12 protein-coding genes and 1 tRNA gene are annotated in these 14,731 nt (G+C 65.9%); 4 read left to right on the top strand and 9 right to left on the bottom strand.

The features are described 5' to 3' along the window. Positions 1–7: 7 nt before the first annotated feature. Entirely contained in the window at positions 8–892 is an 885-nt protein-coding gene (locus F618_RS0104600; protein ID WP_019567878.1) for a mechanosensitive ion channel family protein, read from the top strand. Positions 893–926: 34 nt separating this feature from the next. On the opposite strand, the gene F618_RS0104595 is transcribed toward F618_RS0104600, so the two are convergent. Further along, entirely contained in the window at positions 927–2,627 is a 1,701-nt protein-coding gene (locus F618_RS0104595) for an ExeM/NucH family extracellular endonuclease (protein WP_018169815.1), read from the bottom strand. Positions 2,628–2,643: 16 nt separating this feature from the next. Then, positions 2,644–3,081: an Rrf2 family transcriptional regulator gene (locus F618_RS0104590; protein ID WP_018145638.1), complete on the bottom strand. Its 438-nt coding sequence runs from the start codon at positions 3,079–3,081 to the stop codon at positions 2,644–2,646. Positions 3,082–3,287: 206 nt separating this feature from the next. Between F618_RS0104590 and F618_RS0104585 the strand changes: the two genes are divergently transcribed. Together F618_RS0104585 and F618_RS0104580 are read left to right on the top strand one after the other, a co-directional pair. Further along, a complete protein-coding gene (locus F618_RS0104585; RefSeq protein ID WP_019567877.1) occupies positions 3,288–4,592 on the top strand; it encodes a methyl-accepting chemotaxis protein in 1,305 nt (434 codons plus the stop codon). Between the two features lie 96 nt (positions 4,593–4,688). Then, a complete protein-coding gene (locus F618_RS0104580; RefSeq protein WP_018951475.1) occupies positions 4,689–5,567 on the top strand; it encodes an undecaprenyl-diphosphate phosphatase in 879 nt (292 codons plus the stop codon). Positions 5,568–5,752: 185 nt separating this feature from the next. Here F618_RS0104580 and F618_RS0104575 read toward each other — a convergent pair whose 3' ends face one another. Together F618_RS0104575 and F618_RS0104570 are read right to left on the bottom strand one after the other, a co-directional pair. After that, entirely contained in the window at positions 5,753–8,275 is a 2,523-nt protein-coding gene (locus tag F618_RS0104575; protein WP_019567876.1) for an ABC transporter permease, read from the bottom strand. Continuing rightward, entirely contained in the window at positions 8,272–8,982 is a 711-nt protein-coding gene (locus F618_RS0104570) for an ABC transporter ATP-binding protein (RefSeq protein WP_018169811.1), read from the bottom strand. Before F618_RS0104570 ends, F618_RS0104575 begins: the two co-directional genes overlap by 4 nt. Between F618_RS0104570 and F618_RS0104565 the strand changes: the two genes are divergently transcribed. Further along, positions 8,981–9,667: an arylesterase gene (locus F618_RS0104565; protein ID WP_019567875.1), complete on the top strand. Its 687-nt coding sequence runs from the start codon at positions 8,981–8,983 to the stop codon at positions 9,665–9,667. The two genes, F618_RS0104570 and F618_RS0104565, sit on opposite strands and share 2 nt — an antisense overlap. A 4-nt stretch (positions 9,668–9,671) precedes the next feature. Here F618_RS0104565 and F618_RS0104560 read toward each other — a convergent pair whose 3' ends face one another. The 5 genes from F618_RS0104560 to F618_RS0104540 all read right to left on the bottom strand — a co-directional run bounded on the left by F618_RS0104560 (position 9,672) and on the right by F618_RS0104540 (position 14,696). Further along, positions 9,672–9,998 carry a hypothetical protein gene (locus F618_RS0104560; RefSeq protein WP_018145644.1) on the bottom strand — a complete coding sequence of 109 codons (327 nt, stop codon included), beginning with the start codon at positions 9,996–9,998 and terminating at the stop codon, positions 9,672–9,674. 65 nt (positions 9,999–10,063) lie between these two features. After that, positions 10,064–10,140, bottom strand: a tRNA-Arg gene (locus tag F618_RS0104555). A 329-nt stretch (positions 10,141–10,469) separates the two neighbouring features. Beyond that, complete coding sequence (locus F618_RS0104550) at positions 10,470–11,387, bottom strand: HPP family protein (RefSeq protein WP_026331142.1); 918 nt, start codon at positions 11,385–11,387, stop codon at positions 10,470–10,472. 193 nt (positions 11,388–11,580) lie between these two features. Continuing rightward, complete coding sequence (locus F618_RS0104545; protein WP_019567873.1) at positions 11,581–13,836, bottom strand: bifunctional diguanylate cyclase/phosphodiesterase; 2,256 nt, start codon at positions 13,834–13,836, stop codon at positions 11,581–11,583. Then, positions 13,833–14,696 (bottom strand): alpha/beta hydrolase, encoded by an 864-nt coding sequence (locus F618_RS0104540; RefSeq protein ID WP_019567872.1) that lies wholly within the window; start codon positions 14,694–14,696, stop codon positions 13,833–13,835. Before F618_RS0104540 ends, F618_RS0104545 begins: the two co-directional genes overlap by 4 nt. Positions 14,697–14,731: the final 35 nt, after the last annotated feature.

Genomic DNA, 14,731 nt, shown 5'->3' with positions numbered 1-14,731 from the left:
CGGCGCGATGAATGAATGGCTGCAAACCGCTCAGACCTTTGTGACCAGCGAGGCCTTTCTCGCCGCCATCCGCGCCGCGGTCTATCTGCTGGTGGGCCTGTTGCTGGCGCGCCTGCTGTCGCGCGGTCTGGCGCGCGCGCTGGAGGATAAGCTCGACGCGCAGCAGGTCATGCTCACCCGCCGCATCAGCTTTTACTTGATCGTTCTGCTGGTGCTGGCCTCGGCGCTGCGCGAGCTGGGCTTCGATCTCACCGTGCTATTGGGCGCGGCCGGCATCCTGACGGTCGCGCTTGGCTTTGCATCGCAGACCTCGGCCTCGAACCTGATCTCGGGGCTGTTCCTGATTGGCGAACGCCCGTTCTCCGTGGGGGATGTCATCAAGGTCGGGGATGCCACGGGCGAGGTGCTGTCGATCGACCCGCTGTCGGTCAAGCTGCGCACCTTCGACAACCTGATGGTGCGCGTGCCCAACGAGACCCTGGTGAAGACACAGCTCACCAATCTCAGCCGCTTCCCCATCCGCCGTCTGGATATGCAGATCGGGGTGGGCTACCGGACCGATCTCAAGCAGTTGCGTGACGTGCTCATGGGCGTGGCCGAGCGTAATCCGGTCTGTCTGGAGGAGCCCAAGCCGCTGTTTATCTTCCTCGAGTACGGTGATTCCGCGCTGAAGATTCAGCTCTCGGTGTGGGCGCGGCGGGAGAAGTTCCTGGACCTGCGCAATTCCATGCACGAGGGTGTGAAGGCCGCGCTGGACGAGGCGGGGATTGATATCCCGTTCCCGCAGCGCACGCTGGGTGGCCTGGATGGAAGCCCGTTACCCGTGCGCATCGTCGACAACGTGCCGGAGGCCGAGGCCGAGGCGGAAGCGGAAGCGTCCGCGCGCGACTGACCGTCAGGCCGCCGGAGCGGGGTTGGGCCGTCACTCAATCCAGGCGGAGATCCGCCCAGACCGGGTCGTGATCCGAGGCGCGCCAGGGCCCCGTGGCGGGCGCGCGACCGTCAAAGCCGAGGAAGCCGGGTTCGTCTGCATTGACCGGCCAGGTCGCCCCGTCGTGCACGGCGTCGCGCAAGGCATCGGGACCCAGCAGGTAATCCAGCTGTCCGGCCCGGCCGCGAAAGACATAGGTATGGGCGGACGCTGGATCGTCATGCACCAGGTCCCGCTTGCCGGCCGCGGCCAGCGTTCGCACCGGGTCTTCGGCGGCGTAGGCGTTCAGGTCGCCGAGGATCAGTACGGGAACATTGGCAAACTCATTGCGTTGCTGTTCCCGGATCCATGTCACCAGACGTTCGGCCTGGGCCGTGCGCCGTTCATTCCAGCAACCCTGGCCGCGGTCGATATCGCCCGCGTCGGGGCAACCGCTCTTCGCCTTGAAGTGCACCACCACGGCCCCGAAACGCTTGCCACTCCCGGGCTGCTGGAACCAGCCGAGCAATGGCGGGCGATGATGCACGGCATCGCGATCGGTGGCGGACCCAACGAGTTGCAATCGGTCCGGACGGTAGAGCAGGGCCACCTTGATCGCGTCGTCGCCCGGCCCCGGGTGGGCGATGGCCGCATAGTCGCCGCGCGGCGGAGGGACGGCATTCAGTCGTTCGACCAGCTGCCGGCGCGCCGCCTTGGCGTTTTCCAGTTCGACCGCGCCCAGCAGGTCGGCGTCCAGCGTTTGCAGCAGGGCATCCAGCTTGGCCGTCTGGCGCTCGCGTTCCGCCCGGTTTTGTGCGCCGCGCTCGCCCAGCGTCACGAAGTCGTTCTCCAGATTGGCGGTGGCGATGCGCAGGTGGTCCGTCCCCGGCGTCGACGGCGGTTCGGGGCGCTCGCCGCCGAGCCAGTCCAGCGAGTGGGTGGGATGGATGCGATGGTCGCCGAAGGCGTGGGTCAGGATCCCGGTCAGGCCTTCCAGCGTGCTGCCCACCCGGCGCGTGCCATGATCGTCGCGATAGGGGATCGGGTCGGGGTTCGCGCGATAGCTGCCATCATCCAGGGTGATCCGGCGATTCTCGTCCCGGGCGGTTCCTGCGGCCCCGGTCTGGCCGGGGTGCATGAGCCGCCCCCCGGCCGAGAGCGTCAGGCTGCCATAGCGCGCGAGTTCGTGGTTGGCGGTCACCGCCAGCGTCTGCGCAAAGCGAACACGGAGGTCGGCGTACTCGCCGAGGCGGCTGGCGTCGTCAGGCAGGCGCACCTCCAGCGGTGCCGGCAGTTCGCCGTGCCCGCAGCCCTGGATGCCGTCCAGCCGAGCGATCTGCGGGCGTCCGCGGTGGCGGCTAAAGACCCCGTGTACTTGCACATGCTCGCCGGTCGAGACCGGCTCGCGCCGCGGGGCATACACGAACATACCGGCCGAGTCGGGCCCGGCGCCCTGCTGCAGATAGAACCCGCCGAGTTGATCGGGCCCCATAAACACGCCCGTGACGATGCCCTCCGCGATGACGGCATCCCCCTCGGCGACCGCGCCGGCGCGGAGCTCGGCGAGAGGGGCGACCTCGGCCCCGGGGGAGGGGCAGGTCACCCGGGCATCGACCGGGGAGGCTGCGAATAGCAGAACCACCAGTGCGCCCCCCAGCGTGCGGCGCACGCACGGGGCCGGGTTGGCGTGGCGGCGGGGGTGCGTCAGCCGATCCATGGCCGCATGAGAAGAATCAGGCGCTCTTGCTGGGGTTCAGCAGTTCGTAGAGATAATCCGGCGCCTGGGTGACATCGGCGATGGTGTAGCGGTCGAGGACGTCCAGGAAGGCATCGCGCGCATCGTTCAGTACCCCACGCAACTGGCAACCAGGGAGAATCGGGCAGACGGGATTCTCGCAGTCCACCACGTTCAGGTTCGGCTCCATGTCGCGGATGACACTGCCTACGTTGATCTCGTTCGGCTCGCAGGCGAGCGAGATCCCGCCCCCCTTGCCACGCCGGGTGATGATGTAGCCCTTCTGGCCGAGCTGGTGAACGATCTTTACCAGGTGGTTGCGCGGGATCGTGAACTGCTCGGAGATATCGCTCACGGTCACGCGCTGGTCGCGCGGTTGCACGGTGAGGTACATCAGGACCCGAAGGGAGAAATCAGTATAGCGAGTGAGCTGCATAGGGAAGGAATCGTCGGTTCGCGGTTTTGAAGGATATGCATGCGCGCATATGTCTTGGAACCTTAATCGCTCCGGACACCCGTCACAAGTTCGGTCGTTGCCGCTGAGTGAAGGCCGGGGCGTATTCGGGGTTCAGAAACCGCACAGCCCGGCCGTTACATGCCAATAATAACAAGGCTTCTGAAGCCGAAATACAGGGGAATTCAATGGAGTCGATCAAGGGGTTGGGCCGGCTGTCACTCGCCGGACGGTTCTCGCTGGCCCTGAGCGCGATCGTGGGGGTGTTCTTTCTAATTGCCGCTGCCGCGGTGTTCTGGCACACCGCAACGCTGAAGGGGGGTATGGAGGCGACGTTGACGGGGGTCATGCAGGGCCACGAGACGACCCCGGCACTGGAGGCCGAGGTGGCGCTCGAGATCAATCGTCTGCTGGATCTTGCGGCCTGGCAGGTCAACGCGATGATGCTGGGTGTCGCGATCGGCGTGGTTGTCGTGGTGTATTTCCTGTTCGTGTTGATGATTCGCCGGCGCCTGGCGCAACTGGCCTCGCAGTTTCGCGTGGTATCGGAGGGCGAGGGCGATCTGAGCCAACGGATCAACGCCCCGCGCAATGACGGGATTGATCGCCTGGCGCGTCTGTTCAACGCATTTATCGAACGCTTGCAGGGGATGGTTTCGGAGATGGTGGAACATGCGCGTGAACTGGGGGAGTCCGTCGGTACCCTTCACCGCGTGGCGGAAGAGACCAACCAGGAGGTGCAACAGCAACAAGCCCGGATCGGCCAGGTTGCTACCGCGATGAACCAGATGACGGCCTCGGCCGAAGAGATCGCGCGCAATGCCCAAACCGCGTCGGAAGCCGCCGATCAGGCCGAGAGCGAGACGCGTACCGGGTCCGATGTGGTGGACGCCTCGGTGCGCACGATGCGTGAACTGGCGAGCGAGATTGGCACCGCAAACGAGCAGGTGGCGCGCCTGCAGTCCGAGTCGGACAGCATCGGTTCGGTGCTTGACGTGATCCGTGGGATTGCCGAGCAGACCAATCTGCTGGCGCTCAATGCGGCCATTGAGGCCGCGCGGGCGGGGGAGCAGGGAAGGGGATTCGCTGTCGTAGCGGACGAAGTGCGGACCCTCGCCACGCGTACACAGGACTCCACCACCGAGATCCAGGCGATGATCGAACGCCTGCAGGCCGGCGCCCGGGCGGCGGCCAGCGCGATGGAGCGCAGCCGCGAGAGGGGCGAGGCCGGAGTGGACCAGGCCGCTGGTGCGGGCGACGCCCTGCAGGCGATCCGTTCAGCGGTGGAACGCATCCGTGATCTCAACAACGAGATCTCCGGGGCGGTATCGCAACAGGCGGAGGTCGCGCGCGAGGTGGATGGCACGCTCACGGAGGTTAGCCAGGGGGCCCAGATCACCGCGGGGAATGCCGAAGCCACGGCCAGCGAGACGGACGCCCTGGTGGGGCGGATCGAGCGGCTGCGGGGACTGACCACCCAGTTCCGGGTCTGATCCACGCCTGCCTCGGCGTGCGACCGGGGTCCCGGCGTCTCCCCGGCGTTTTCCGTATACTGCGGCCCGCCTCGGGTTCATGGAGCGGTATCTGCAATGACAGTCTGGGTCGCTGCCCTGCTCGGGGTCGTTCAGGGCATCTTTATGTTTCTGCCGGTCAGTTCGACCGCGCACCTGGTCCTGACCCAGCACTGGCTGATCCGTCAGGGCGAACCGCTACCGGCGCCCGAGAGCCCCGAGATGATCCTGTTCGACCTGGTGGTGCACGTGGGCACCCTGGTCTCGATCGTCGTCGTCTTCCGCAAGAGCCTTACGCGGCTGACCGGTGGCATTGCCCGCGAAAGCCTGCAGTGGGCATCGGCCCGCGGGTCGGCCGGCCGCGAGATGCTGTTTCTGCGTCTGGGGCTGCTGGTGGTGCTTTCGGTGTTCGCGACTGCGGTGGTCGGATTCACCCTGAAGGCGGGCTTCGAGCAGGTGTTCGCCCACCCGACCCTGATCGCGGGCACGCTGAGCCTGACCGGGGTATTGCTGTGGTGGACGGACCGGCTGCAACGGCGCCCGTTGGGGCTGCGCCAGCTGAGTCCGAAGATCGCCACCATCATCGGCGTGGCCCAGGGCTTTGCACTGATCCCGGGGCTCTCGCGCAGCGGCATGACCATCACCTTCGCCCTGTTCACCGGGCTCAAGCGGCGCTGGGCGGCGGAGTACAGCTTCTTCCTCGCGATACCGACCATCCTCGCTGCCACCGCCGTGCAGTCACTGGACGTGCTCAATGGCGACGGGCTGGGGAATCTGAACTGGACGGCGCTCGCGGTGGGGTTCGTGGTGTCCGCCCTGGTCGGGATCGTCTCGTTGAAGATGGTCCTGTTCTTCCTGTACCGCGCCAACCTCAAGGTCTTCTCGTTCTACCTCTGGGCGCTGGCGCTGCTGGTCCTGTTCGGATTCCTCGACGTGGACATCATGTACGGGAAATGACGGGATCCCCGGGTGTGGAGTCTCACGAGGGGGAACCCCCATTTGCTCCGATCCTGCGCTGCGTCCCAATGATCGACGGCGGGACCGGAGAGTGCTCAAGGCGCTGCGGACACCGCCTTGTCTCGAAAAAGTGGGGTACCCACGCAGACGGGTGAATGAATCGGCCGCTCCCTGGATTCCTCGGCTTACTCTGGTCCGCGCAGGACCGCCAGGGGCGCCTGATCCAGCACCCGCCGGGTGCCCAGCCAGCCCGCCAGGGCAATGCCCAGCGTACCGCCACCGATGCCGTAGACGAAGGTCAGCGGATTCACGCTGTAGTCGAACCCGAAGACCTGCCAGGCGAGCAGGGCGCTAACCGCCGTGGCAATGACGGACGCCAGCAGCCCGGCCAGTAGCCCCAGGGCCCCAAATTCGGCCAGCAAGCCGTTGCGGATCTGGTCGCGGCGTGCACCCAGGGTGCGCAGCAGCGCGGCCTCGCGCCGGCGCACATCGCGCGTCGCCTGCACCGCCGCATAGAGCACGGTCAGACCCGCAATCAGCGTGAACAGGAAGACGTACTCCACCGCCCGGGTGGCCTGATCCATGACGTCGCGCACCTGCGCGAGGATCGCACTGACGTCAATTGCCGATACCGCGGGGAATTCGCGCAGCCACTGGTTCTGGGCGGAGCGCTGTGCCTCGGGGACGTGCATGGCCGTGATGAAGGTCCGGGGCTGCTCGTCCAGCAACCCCGGCGGCCCAATGACGAAGAAGTTCACCTGGAAGCTGTCCCAGTTGACCTCGCGGACACTGGTGATCGGGCTGCGAATAGCCTGACCGCCGACACGGAACGTCAGGTGGTCCCCGAGTGCCAGGTTGAAGCGTTCCATCAGCCCGGCCTCGACCGACCATCCGGTATTGGGGGCCTGCCCCTCCTCGCCAAACCAGTCTCCCTCGACGATGGGGTTATGGTCCGGGGGCGACTCGGCGTAGGACAGGTTGAACTCGCGATCCACCAGCCTGCGGTCGCGATCATCGTCGAAATCATCCGGACGCACGCGCTCGTCGTTGATCTCGATCAGTCGGCCGCGGATCATCGGGTCCAATTGCGGACGCTCGAGACCGGCCGCCTCGACGCGGTCGGCGAAGGCCTGCTCCTGTCCCGGCTGGATGTTGATGAAGAATTGATTCGGGGCATCCTCGGGGATGCTGGCATCCCAGGCCTCCAGAAGGTCTACCCGGACAATCGCAAGCAGCAGCAGTGCCAGGATGCCCACGCTGAAGGCCACGAGCTGCACGGCACTCAGGCCACCCCGACGGGATAGATTGGCCAGGCCGAAGCGCAATGCCATGCCGCCGCGGTTGCGCAGGGGCCGCAGGGCCAGCACCAGCGCCATCCCGAGTGCGGCCAGCACCGCGATCGCAACGGCCGTGCCTACCAGCACCCAGGCGGCCAGTTGGGGATCGGCGGCCTGCCAGTACAGCAGTCCGCCGAACGCCAGCAGAGCCAGTGCACCGGACAGCCAGACCGAGGTGGGCGGCAGACCCAGATCGCGCCGGAGGACCCGCAGCGGCGAGACCTGGCCGATCCGCAACAGAGCGGGCAGGGCAAAGCCCACGGCCGTGATCAGCCCCACCCCAAGGCCGGCGATGACCGGGCGTGAACCGGGCGGAGGCAGGTCCCCGGCGAGCCAGTCGCCCAGCAGCGCCGCGAGGACAAACTGGGCCGCGAAGCCGATCGCGAGCCCAACCCCGCTGGCGAGCAGGGCGACCAGCACAACGCGGCCGAAGTAGGTGAGCAGGACCTGGCGTCCGCTGGCTCCCAGCGCACGCATCACCGCCGCCGGGTCGGCGCGGCGCTGGGCGAAGTGATGGGCCGCGACGGCGATCGCGGCCCCGGCCAGCAGCACCGCCATCAACGAGGCGAGGCCGAGGAAGCGCTCCGCACGTTCGATCGCGGTGCGCAGTTCCGGGTTGGCGTCCTCCAGACCCAGCAGGCGCTGGCCGGACTCCAGGTCATCCTCCAGCCAGTCACGGAACTCCGCGACCCCGGCGCTGGGTCCCGCGGCAAAGAACTCGTAGCGTACGCGGCTCCCGGGGCCAATCAGGCCGCTGGCCTCCAGGTCATCGAAGGCCAGCATCAGTCGCGGCGCGATATCCAGCAGGTTGCTGCCGCGATCGGGTTCATGAGTGATGATCGCGGCGACCTCCAGATCGAGGTCCCCGACCTCCACCCGGTCGCCGACCTCCAGTCGCAGGGCCTCGAGCAGCGCCGGCTCCAGCCAGGCCGTACCCGGTTCCGGACCGCGGTCGCGGACTCGCTCGTCCGCCTCGCGGCCAGGACGGACACGCGCCTCGCCTTTCAGAGGCCAGCCCGCCTCGACCGCGCGCAGGGCGGCCAGTCGCGACTCGTCGTCGGCGGTAAAGACAACGCTGGGGAGGGAGGCCGTACGCGCCGTTTCCAGTCCGTGGCTCGCCGCTTCGGCAGGCCAGCCTTCCGGCAGCGGGTTGTCGCTGACGACGGCCAGGTCACCCCCCAGCAGCGCGGTCGCCTGCTGGGCCATGCCCCGATCCACCCGGTCGGTGAAGAAGCCCACCGCTGCGACGGCTGCGACGGCGACGACCAGGGCGGCGGCGAGGACGCGCAGCTCGGCCGAGCGCCATTCACGCCAGGTGCCACGCAGCAGGGCGCGTAGATGGCTGCGGTCGGTTCCCCGGGTGGCGATCATTCGAGCACACCATCCTGGATCGAGATTATGCGATCACATTGTCCGGCCAGCTCGGGGTCGTGGGTAACCAGCACCAGGGCCGTTGCCGGCCCATCACTGTCGGGGTGGCGCGCGAGGCTGAACAGCAGCTCGATGATGCGGTGCCCCGTCCGCCCGTCGAGGTTCCCGGTGGGTTCGTCGGCGAACAGCACCGCCGGGTGATCCACAATGGCGCGGGCAATCGCCACGCGTTGTTGCTCGCCACCGGAGAGTTGATGGGGGTAGTGTGCGGAACGTTCGCCCAGACCCACGCGCTCCAGGGCCTGTGAGGCCCAGTGGTTCAGGGTTTCCTGACTCTCTTGCGCATGGGCCGGGTTGAGCTCCAGCGGGAGCAGGGTGTTTTCCATCGCTGTCAGTGCCGGCAGGAGCTGGAAGGACTGGAACACAAACCCGACCCGGCCGGCGCGCAGGGCGGCACGGCCATCCTCGTCCAGTTCGCTGATGGTTTGCCCGAGCAGCCGAACTTCTCCCGCACTCGGGGCGTCCAGACCTGCAAGCAACCCGAGAAGGGTGGACTTGCCGGAACCCGATGCGCCGAGAATGGCCACCGTCTCGCCCGCCTGGACCGCCAGCGAGATGCCGCGCAGGATGTCCAGCGGGCCGCTGGGTCCGTTGATCCGCTGCTCGAGGTCCCGGGCCTCCAGTACAAATGACGAGGATGCATCCATGTTGCGTATTCCGTTGGTCGTGATGGGCTTGATCGCGTTGCTATGGAGTCCTGTTGCGGCTGCGAATTCCCTACCGGACGAAAATCGTTCGGCCGAGCCGCTCCGGGTCCTGGTATTCGGAGACTCGCTGAGTGCCGCGTACGGCATGCCGGATTCCGCCAGCTGGCCGGCCCTGCTGGGCGAACGGCTGGCCGAGCGAGAGAAGGACTGGAAAGTGGTCAACGTATCCATCAGCGGTGATACCACTGCCGGTGGACGGAGTCGCTTGCCCGACGTGCTGGAACGCGCAGCGTTCGAAGTCGTCATCCTGGCCCTGGGCGGCAACGATGGCCTGCGCGGCCTGCCGCCGCAGGCCATGCGCGAAAACCTGGAGGCCATGGTCGATGCGATCGAGGCCGTCGACGCCAACACCCTGTTGCTGGGTATACGCATCCCGCCGAACTACGGCCGCCGCTATACCGAGCGTTTCGAGGCCGTATTCGCCGATCTTTCCGAGGAGCGGGGACTGGCATTCGAGCCATTCTTCCTCGAGGACATCCTGCTGGAAGACGGCATGTTGATGGACGACGGCATCCACCCCAGCGAGGCCGCTCAACCCCATCTGCTGGACGCTGTGTGGTCGCGGCTGGAACCCATGGTGGAGGAGGCCGAAGCCCGATCGCGCTCATGCAACGGAGCCGGGTAAACCCTCACTCCGTCAGCAAACCCCGCAGTTCGGCCACGACGGATTCCGGGAGCAGCTGTCGCAGGACCGGGTGCAGGTCGCGTTCAACCTCTGACAGCAACGAGAGGGTGCGAATTTCCGAATGGCGACAGAGGGGGTTGCCGTACTGGTTGGCCTGGATGCTGCGCTCGGCGCCCATGCTCATCAAGGCGACCCCGGGCAAACCCCGAGGCCCCTCGTCCAGGACCTCGACCAGTTCCACCATGCAGCCGTCCACCTCGCCCTGAATGCCGATCAGCGGGGCGAGGAGATCGATCATGCGGGTGGACTGTTCGGTCGTCAGCATGGCCATCCGCCTACCTTACGACCGATGCGGGCACGGCGCCAGACCGGAGATCGACGCCCGCCTTGTGAATTTGGTGTCCCCGGCAGGATTCGAACCTGCGACCTGCCCCTTAGGAGGGGGCTGCTCTATCCAGCTGAGCTACGGAGACCTAGGGAAACACTGATCAATGTACACGCTCGCGCTCGAGTCGCTTTTGCGTGCGAACAAGGCGCGGTGACTGCCGTGCAGTCATTCTGCACAAGGGAACCGCAACGCCGTTCCCACGCAAAAGCGGCCGAGCCCCTGCATTCAATCGCTTGTGGGGTTGGTACCCCAGGTTCCCCGATCCTGCGTTGCGGCCCTTGCCGGTAGAACCACTACCGGCTGCGCACCGCGCCTTGTCTCGGAAAACCTGGGGTGCCAACGCGAGCGTGTACATTGATCAGGGTTTCCCTAGCGCGAGAGTATAAGCGCCGGGCAGGGGCAGCCCCAAACGGTTCAGTCGACCGGGGCGGATTTCGGGTCGAGCTGGTGATGGGCCCAGGCGGAGAATTCCTCCAGCGTGGCGCGGTCCTCGCCAGGGGTGTCCGGCCCCGCAAGGTTGCGGTAGGTCACTTGCCCGTCGTCGATGCGTAATACGCGCCGCACGGCCCAGTCGGCATCGCTCTCGCCATTGCTGAAACAGTGATCCGGCTGGATCGCGTCCGGCGTGATGGGGTCGGGGTGCTGGTGATGGCGCCGGGCCAATAGGTACAGGCGTGCGAGATCGTCTTCCGTGAGGTCGAGATACAGGTTCATTTCGCGCATCGCGTATTCGAGGTCGTCCTGGCCCAGTCCTGCTCGCTCCAGGGCAGCCAGGGGACCTTGCTTTGGGGCTTCGGGCGTCGGCGTCAGGCTGGCCGGGTAGCGCCGCCAGGGAAACGGGTAGTTGATGATTACCGCGACAACCAGCATGACCCCCACGCTGGTCAACACGGGATCCAGGAGGAACCAGGGGCCCAGGGCATGCACCGACTCTCCCCCGAGCACCGCATAGAGCGCGGTGGCGCCGCCGGGGGGATGCAGGCAGCGCAGGTAGTGCATCAGCCAGATTGCGAGCCCGACGGCGACCGCTGCAGCCAGCAATGGGTGGGGCAGAACGTCGCGCACCAGCACCCCCACGATGGCGGCGACGGCATGACCACCGAGCACGTTCCTGGGCTGCGACATCGCCGCGTGGGGCGCAGCGAAGAGCAGCACGGCGGTGGCACCCAGAGACGCGAGGATCAGACCGTTGATCCCGTTCTCGGTGACCGATGCGGCGACTTCCAGTGAGAGGTAGAGGCCGATCACGCCGCCAATCAGGGCAATCAGCTTATCCTTGTGGTCGGTGGTATCGAGCCAGTCGCCCAACAGGGATCCGCGTCCAGAGCGCAAACCGGCCTCCTCATAAGTGGAAAACGGAGTATATGTTCTGCGTACGCCGTCTCCGGGTCAAATGGCATCGCTTTGACACGGACTGACCGAGGATGTCAGCGGGGCGGGTCTATAACGCGGCCGCACCCCGGAAACGCTAGTCGCAGGTTTCTCTGGAGATCCAGTTTCCGCTACGAGGACCGCTCGCGAGCAATCACATCCGGGAAATGCCTGCATGAGCTTGCAGGACCCGTGGGAGGCCTTGCGAAACCGGGGCAGGGTGCCCGAGATGGTAGCCCTGTGCGAAATCGAACTTCAGGGCGTGTACCCGGCTGAGTTGTTCGGCGGTCTCGATCCCTTCCGCCACGGTGGTGTAGCCCACATCGCGGATCATCTGGACCAGGCCCTCGAGGATGTGGTGCTGGTCCGGGACATCCAGACTGCGTATCAGGGTGATATCGAACTTGACGGTATCCACGGGCATGGAGGCCAGATAGCGGATGGAAGAGTAGCCACTGCCGAAATCGTCGAGGGCGACGAGAAACCCTTTCTGACGTAGTCGCTGGAGATTTTCCGTCGCCAGTCCGATCTCGGTGATCAGGGCGGTCTCCGTGACCTCGAGGATGATGTGCCGATCCTGCAGGAAGGGGACGAAGGCCTCCAGCCACTGGGTAACCCCGGCATTCACGATGGTGGGGCCCGACAGGTTGATCGAGATACCGACCTCAGGCGGGATGAGGGAGGCTCGCAGATCGCCGAGGATGCGGGTTAGTACGGCCCGGTCCAGGTCGATCTCCAGGCGGCGCGCCTCGACGACGGGGAAGATATCCGCGGGTCCGATAACCTCGCCCTGGTGTTCGATACGCAGCAGGGCCTCGACATACGAGGGATGGTGCTCGTTGAGCGCAACCACTGGCTGGTAGGCCATTCGGATCCCGGTTCCCCGGGTGATGGCCTCGTAAACGGCATTGTTGATCCAGTTCGAATAAAGGCTCTGGGTATCCTTCTCCAGTTCCGGGGTGAACAGCACAACCGGCGAGGATCCCGGGCGCTTGGCCTTGTACATGGCAACGTCGGCCTGCCACTGTAGGGCAAGCATGGCCGGGCCGTTGTTGCCGGGTGCAACGGCCAGGCCGATACTGATCTTGATGGGTTCCCGCACCCCGTGCTGGGTGAAATCGGTGGCCCGGATCCGCTCCTGGCAACGCTCGCCCAGGCGCTGGGCGCCCGATTCGTCGCAGTTGAGGAGAATCGCGGCGAATTCATCGCCGCCGATGCGAAACAGGTGTTCCCCCTCCCGCAAGACCTCGTCGATGCTGCGCGCCACACTCTGCAGGACTGCGTCGCCCGTCTGATGGCCGTAGCTGTCGTTGATGGCCTTGAAGTGATTGATGTCGAATAGGGCAAAGCACACAGGATAGCTGTGGCGGGCGGCCAGTCGCGGAAGGGTGTCCCAGTATTCATCGAAGGCCCGGCGGTTGCGCACGCCGGTCAGGGCATCGTGATGCGCGATGCGCCAGAATTCGCGGTTCTTCTCCTCCAGGCTGGAATGGACGTCCTGGAGCCGGGCCTGGTAGGAATTCAGCGATTCGCGGATCTTTTCCGTCTCCGCGACGGGCAGCAGCCCGCCGACGCGTTCCAGCACAAGGCCCCCGGCGCTTTCGCGCAGCCGGTCGACGTGGCCGGAGATGTCGCGCAGGGGGCGGACGATCAGATAGGCCAACGTGGAGAACAGGACAAGCGTGATCACACCCAGGATGGCCCCGAGATTGACCACCGCGCCCGACAGCAAGTCCTCCACCTGATCGGCCATGGGATTGGGGCGCAGATCGAACTGAGCATGCTGCAGAAGCTCCCTCGCGGGGATGGCGTTCCGCTCGCCGAGGTCGAATCGGATCGATTCGGGATCGACATGGCGGTAGACACGGCCCTCGCGGAGGGCATCCAGGAACCGGCTCTTCAGACCGACGAAGCCGGGTGGGGACTGGGCTGCGTCCGGCGCGGGAATCGGCTCGATGACCATCAGGAAGGGCTCGGTGTCGCCCCGTACCGCCCGTGGAGCGGGTGGCGGGAGCTCGAGTTTCCCGGGCAAGTGGTCGCTGTCCGAACCGGGCAAGGTCATTCCCTGGTGATCATAGATCCCGGCGTCCAGGATCCTGTCGGTCAGGATCCCCGCCTGGTGCATGCGATGATTCTTCCAGTAGGCATAGTAGTGCGGCCTGCCCAGTTGCTGGCGCACTTCCTCCCAGCGGGCGAACCTTGATGCCTGTTCTGCCGCCTGCGTGAGGACGTGCTCGAGCGTGCCGGCAAGCTCCTGGCGGGCGGCCTCGCGGCCACTTTCCTGGATCTCGCCGCGTAGCTGGTCGACCTTGTACCAGGTGTAGAGGCCAAAACTGGCGAGGGTGACCAGGGCGATCGCAGCTAGCAGCAGGGCATAGTGCGTGATTGACGGGGTTCGGCCGGAAATCATTGCGCGCGGTATCCCTGGAGGACGTGCTCGATCTCGTCCAGCAGGTCGAATTCGTGAAACTGATCGAAGAAGTGGTTGGCACCCTCCACGATGCGGACCTCTGCGCCATGCTGTTGCAGGGTCTCGATCCATTCCAGGTCGATCCGGTCATCGGCGCTGCCCGCGATCAGGGTGGAAGACACACCGCACGACTGGAAGGCCCGGTTGGTACGTTGCTTGTCCCAGTCGTAGTAGGACAGGTACGGCGCGGGCGTGGTGACGTACTGGCGACAGAAACCCAGGGCATACTCCGCCAGCCCGGCCTCACCACGGGCAAGGGCAGCGCGGGCACGAGCGGCATGTTCGGGGGATTCGAACGCGGCCTCGCCGTGCCCAAAATAGGTCACGCTAATGAAGATGGCGTGGGCGACGGGGCTGCCCGGGGAGTGCGTAAGATAGTCGAGAAGGTTGATGCTGCCGGCGCTGTGTCCGATGACGACGGGTTCCTGGCCGGTCTTTGCATGCAGCCAGTCGACCCAGATCGCGATCTCTTCCTGGGTGTGTTCCATGGTGTGGGTATGTACGGCCTCGCATGGCAGGCTCGCCGTGCGCCGATCGATCCCCAGTGTCAGTGTGGGGGTCAGGACCGTGAACCCCGAGTCCGCTAACGCCAAGGCGAGGCGGCGCACGGTGGGGAAGTGACGGGTCTGCAGGAAACCGTGCTGGATCAGGATCGCGGGCATGTCCGGTTCGCCCGCCCAGTACGCCGCTTCAGCCGAATCCCCGGACGACATCTCCAGGATCACGGATGTTTCCTTGGCGGTTGCAACCGTGTTCAGGCTCAGGAGGATCACGGTCGCAACCGCAGCCGCACTTCGCAAGAACCATCTAGACATCCTTGTATCCCCCTGTCCTG

It is taken from the genome of Thioalkalivibrio sp. ALMg13-2, from assembly GCF_000381185.1.
In the GTDB taxonomy this organism is placed as follows: Bacteria; Pseudomonadota; Gammaproteobacteria; order Ectothiorhodospirales; family Ectothiorhodospiraceae; genus Thioalkalivibrio; species Thioalkalivibrio versutus.
Note: the sequence above shows the minus strand (reverse complement) of the source record. Positions and strands in the feature narration are given on the sequence as shown.

Coding starts and splice junctions, on each gene's coding strand:
- F618_RS0104600 (WP_019567878.1), top strand. CDS start 8: ATGAATGAATGGCTGCAAACCGCTCAGACCTTTGTGACCAGCGAGGCC.
- F618_RS0104595 (WP_018169815.1), bottom strand. CDS start 2,627: ATGGATCGGCTGACGCACCCCCGCCGCCACGCCAACCCGGCCCCGTGC.
- F618_RS0104590 (WP_018145638.1), bottom strand. CDS start 3,081: ATGCAGCTCACTCGCTATACTGATTTCTCCCTTCGGGTCCTGATGTAC.
- F618_RS0104585 (WP_019567877.1), top strand. CDS start 3,288: ATGGAGTCGATCAAGGGGTTGGGCCGGCTGTCACTCGCCGGACGGTTC.
- F618_RS0104580 (WP_018951475.1), top strand. CDS start 4,689: ATGACAGTCTGGGTCGCTGCCCTGCTCGGGGTCGTTCAGGGCATCTTT.
- F618_RS0104575 (WP_019567876.1), bottom strand. CDS start 8,275: ATGATCGCCACCCGGGGAACCGACCGCAGCCATCTACGCGCCCTGCTG.
- F618_RS0104565 (WP_019567875.1), top strand. CDS start 8,981: ATGTTGCGTATTCCGTTGGTCGTGATGGGCTTGATCGCGTTGCTATGG.
- F618_RS0104570 (WP_018169811.1), bottom strand. CDS start 8,982: ATGGATGCATCCTCGTCATTTGTACTGGAGGCCCGGGACCTCGAGCAG.
- F618_RS0104560 (WP_018145644.1), bottom strand. CDS start 9,998: ATGGCCATGCTGACGACCGAACAGTCCACCCGCATGATCGATCTCCTC.
- F618_RS0104545 (WP_019567873.1), bottom strand. CDS start 13,836: ATGATTTCCGGCCGAACCCCGTCAATCACGCACTATGCCCTGCTGCTA.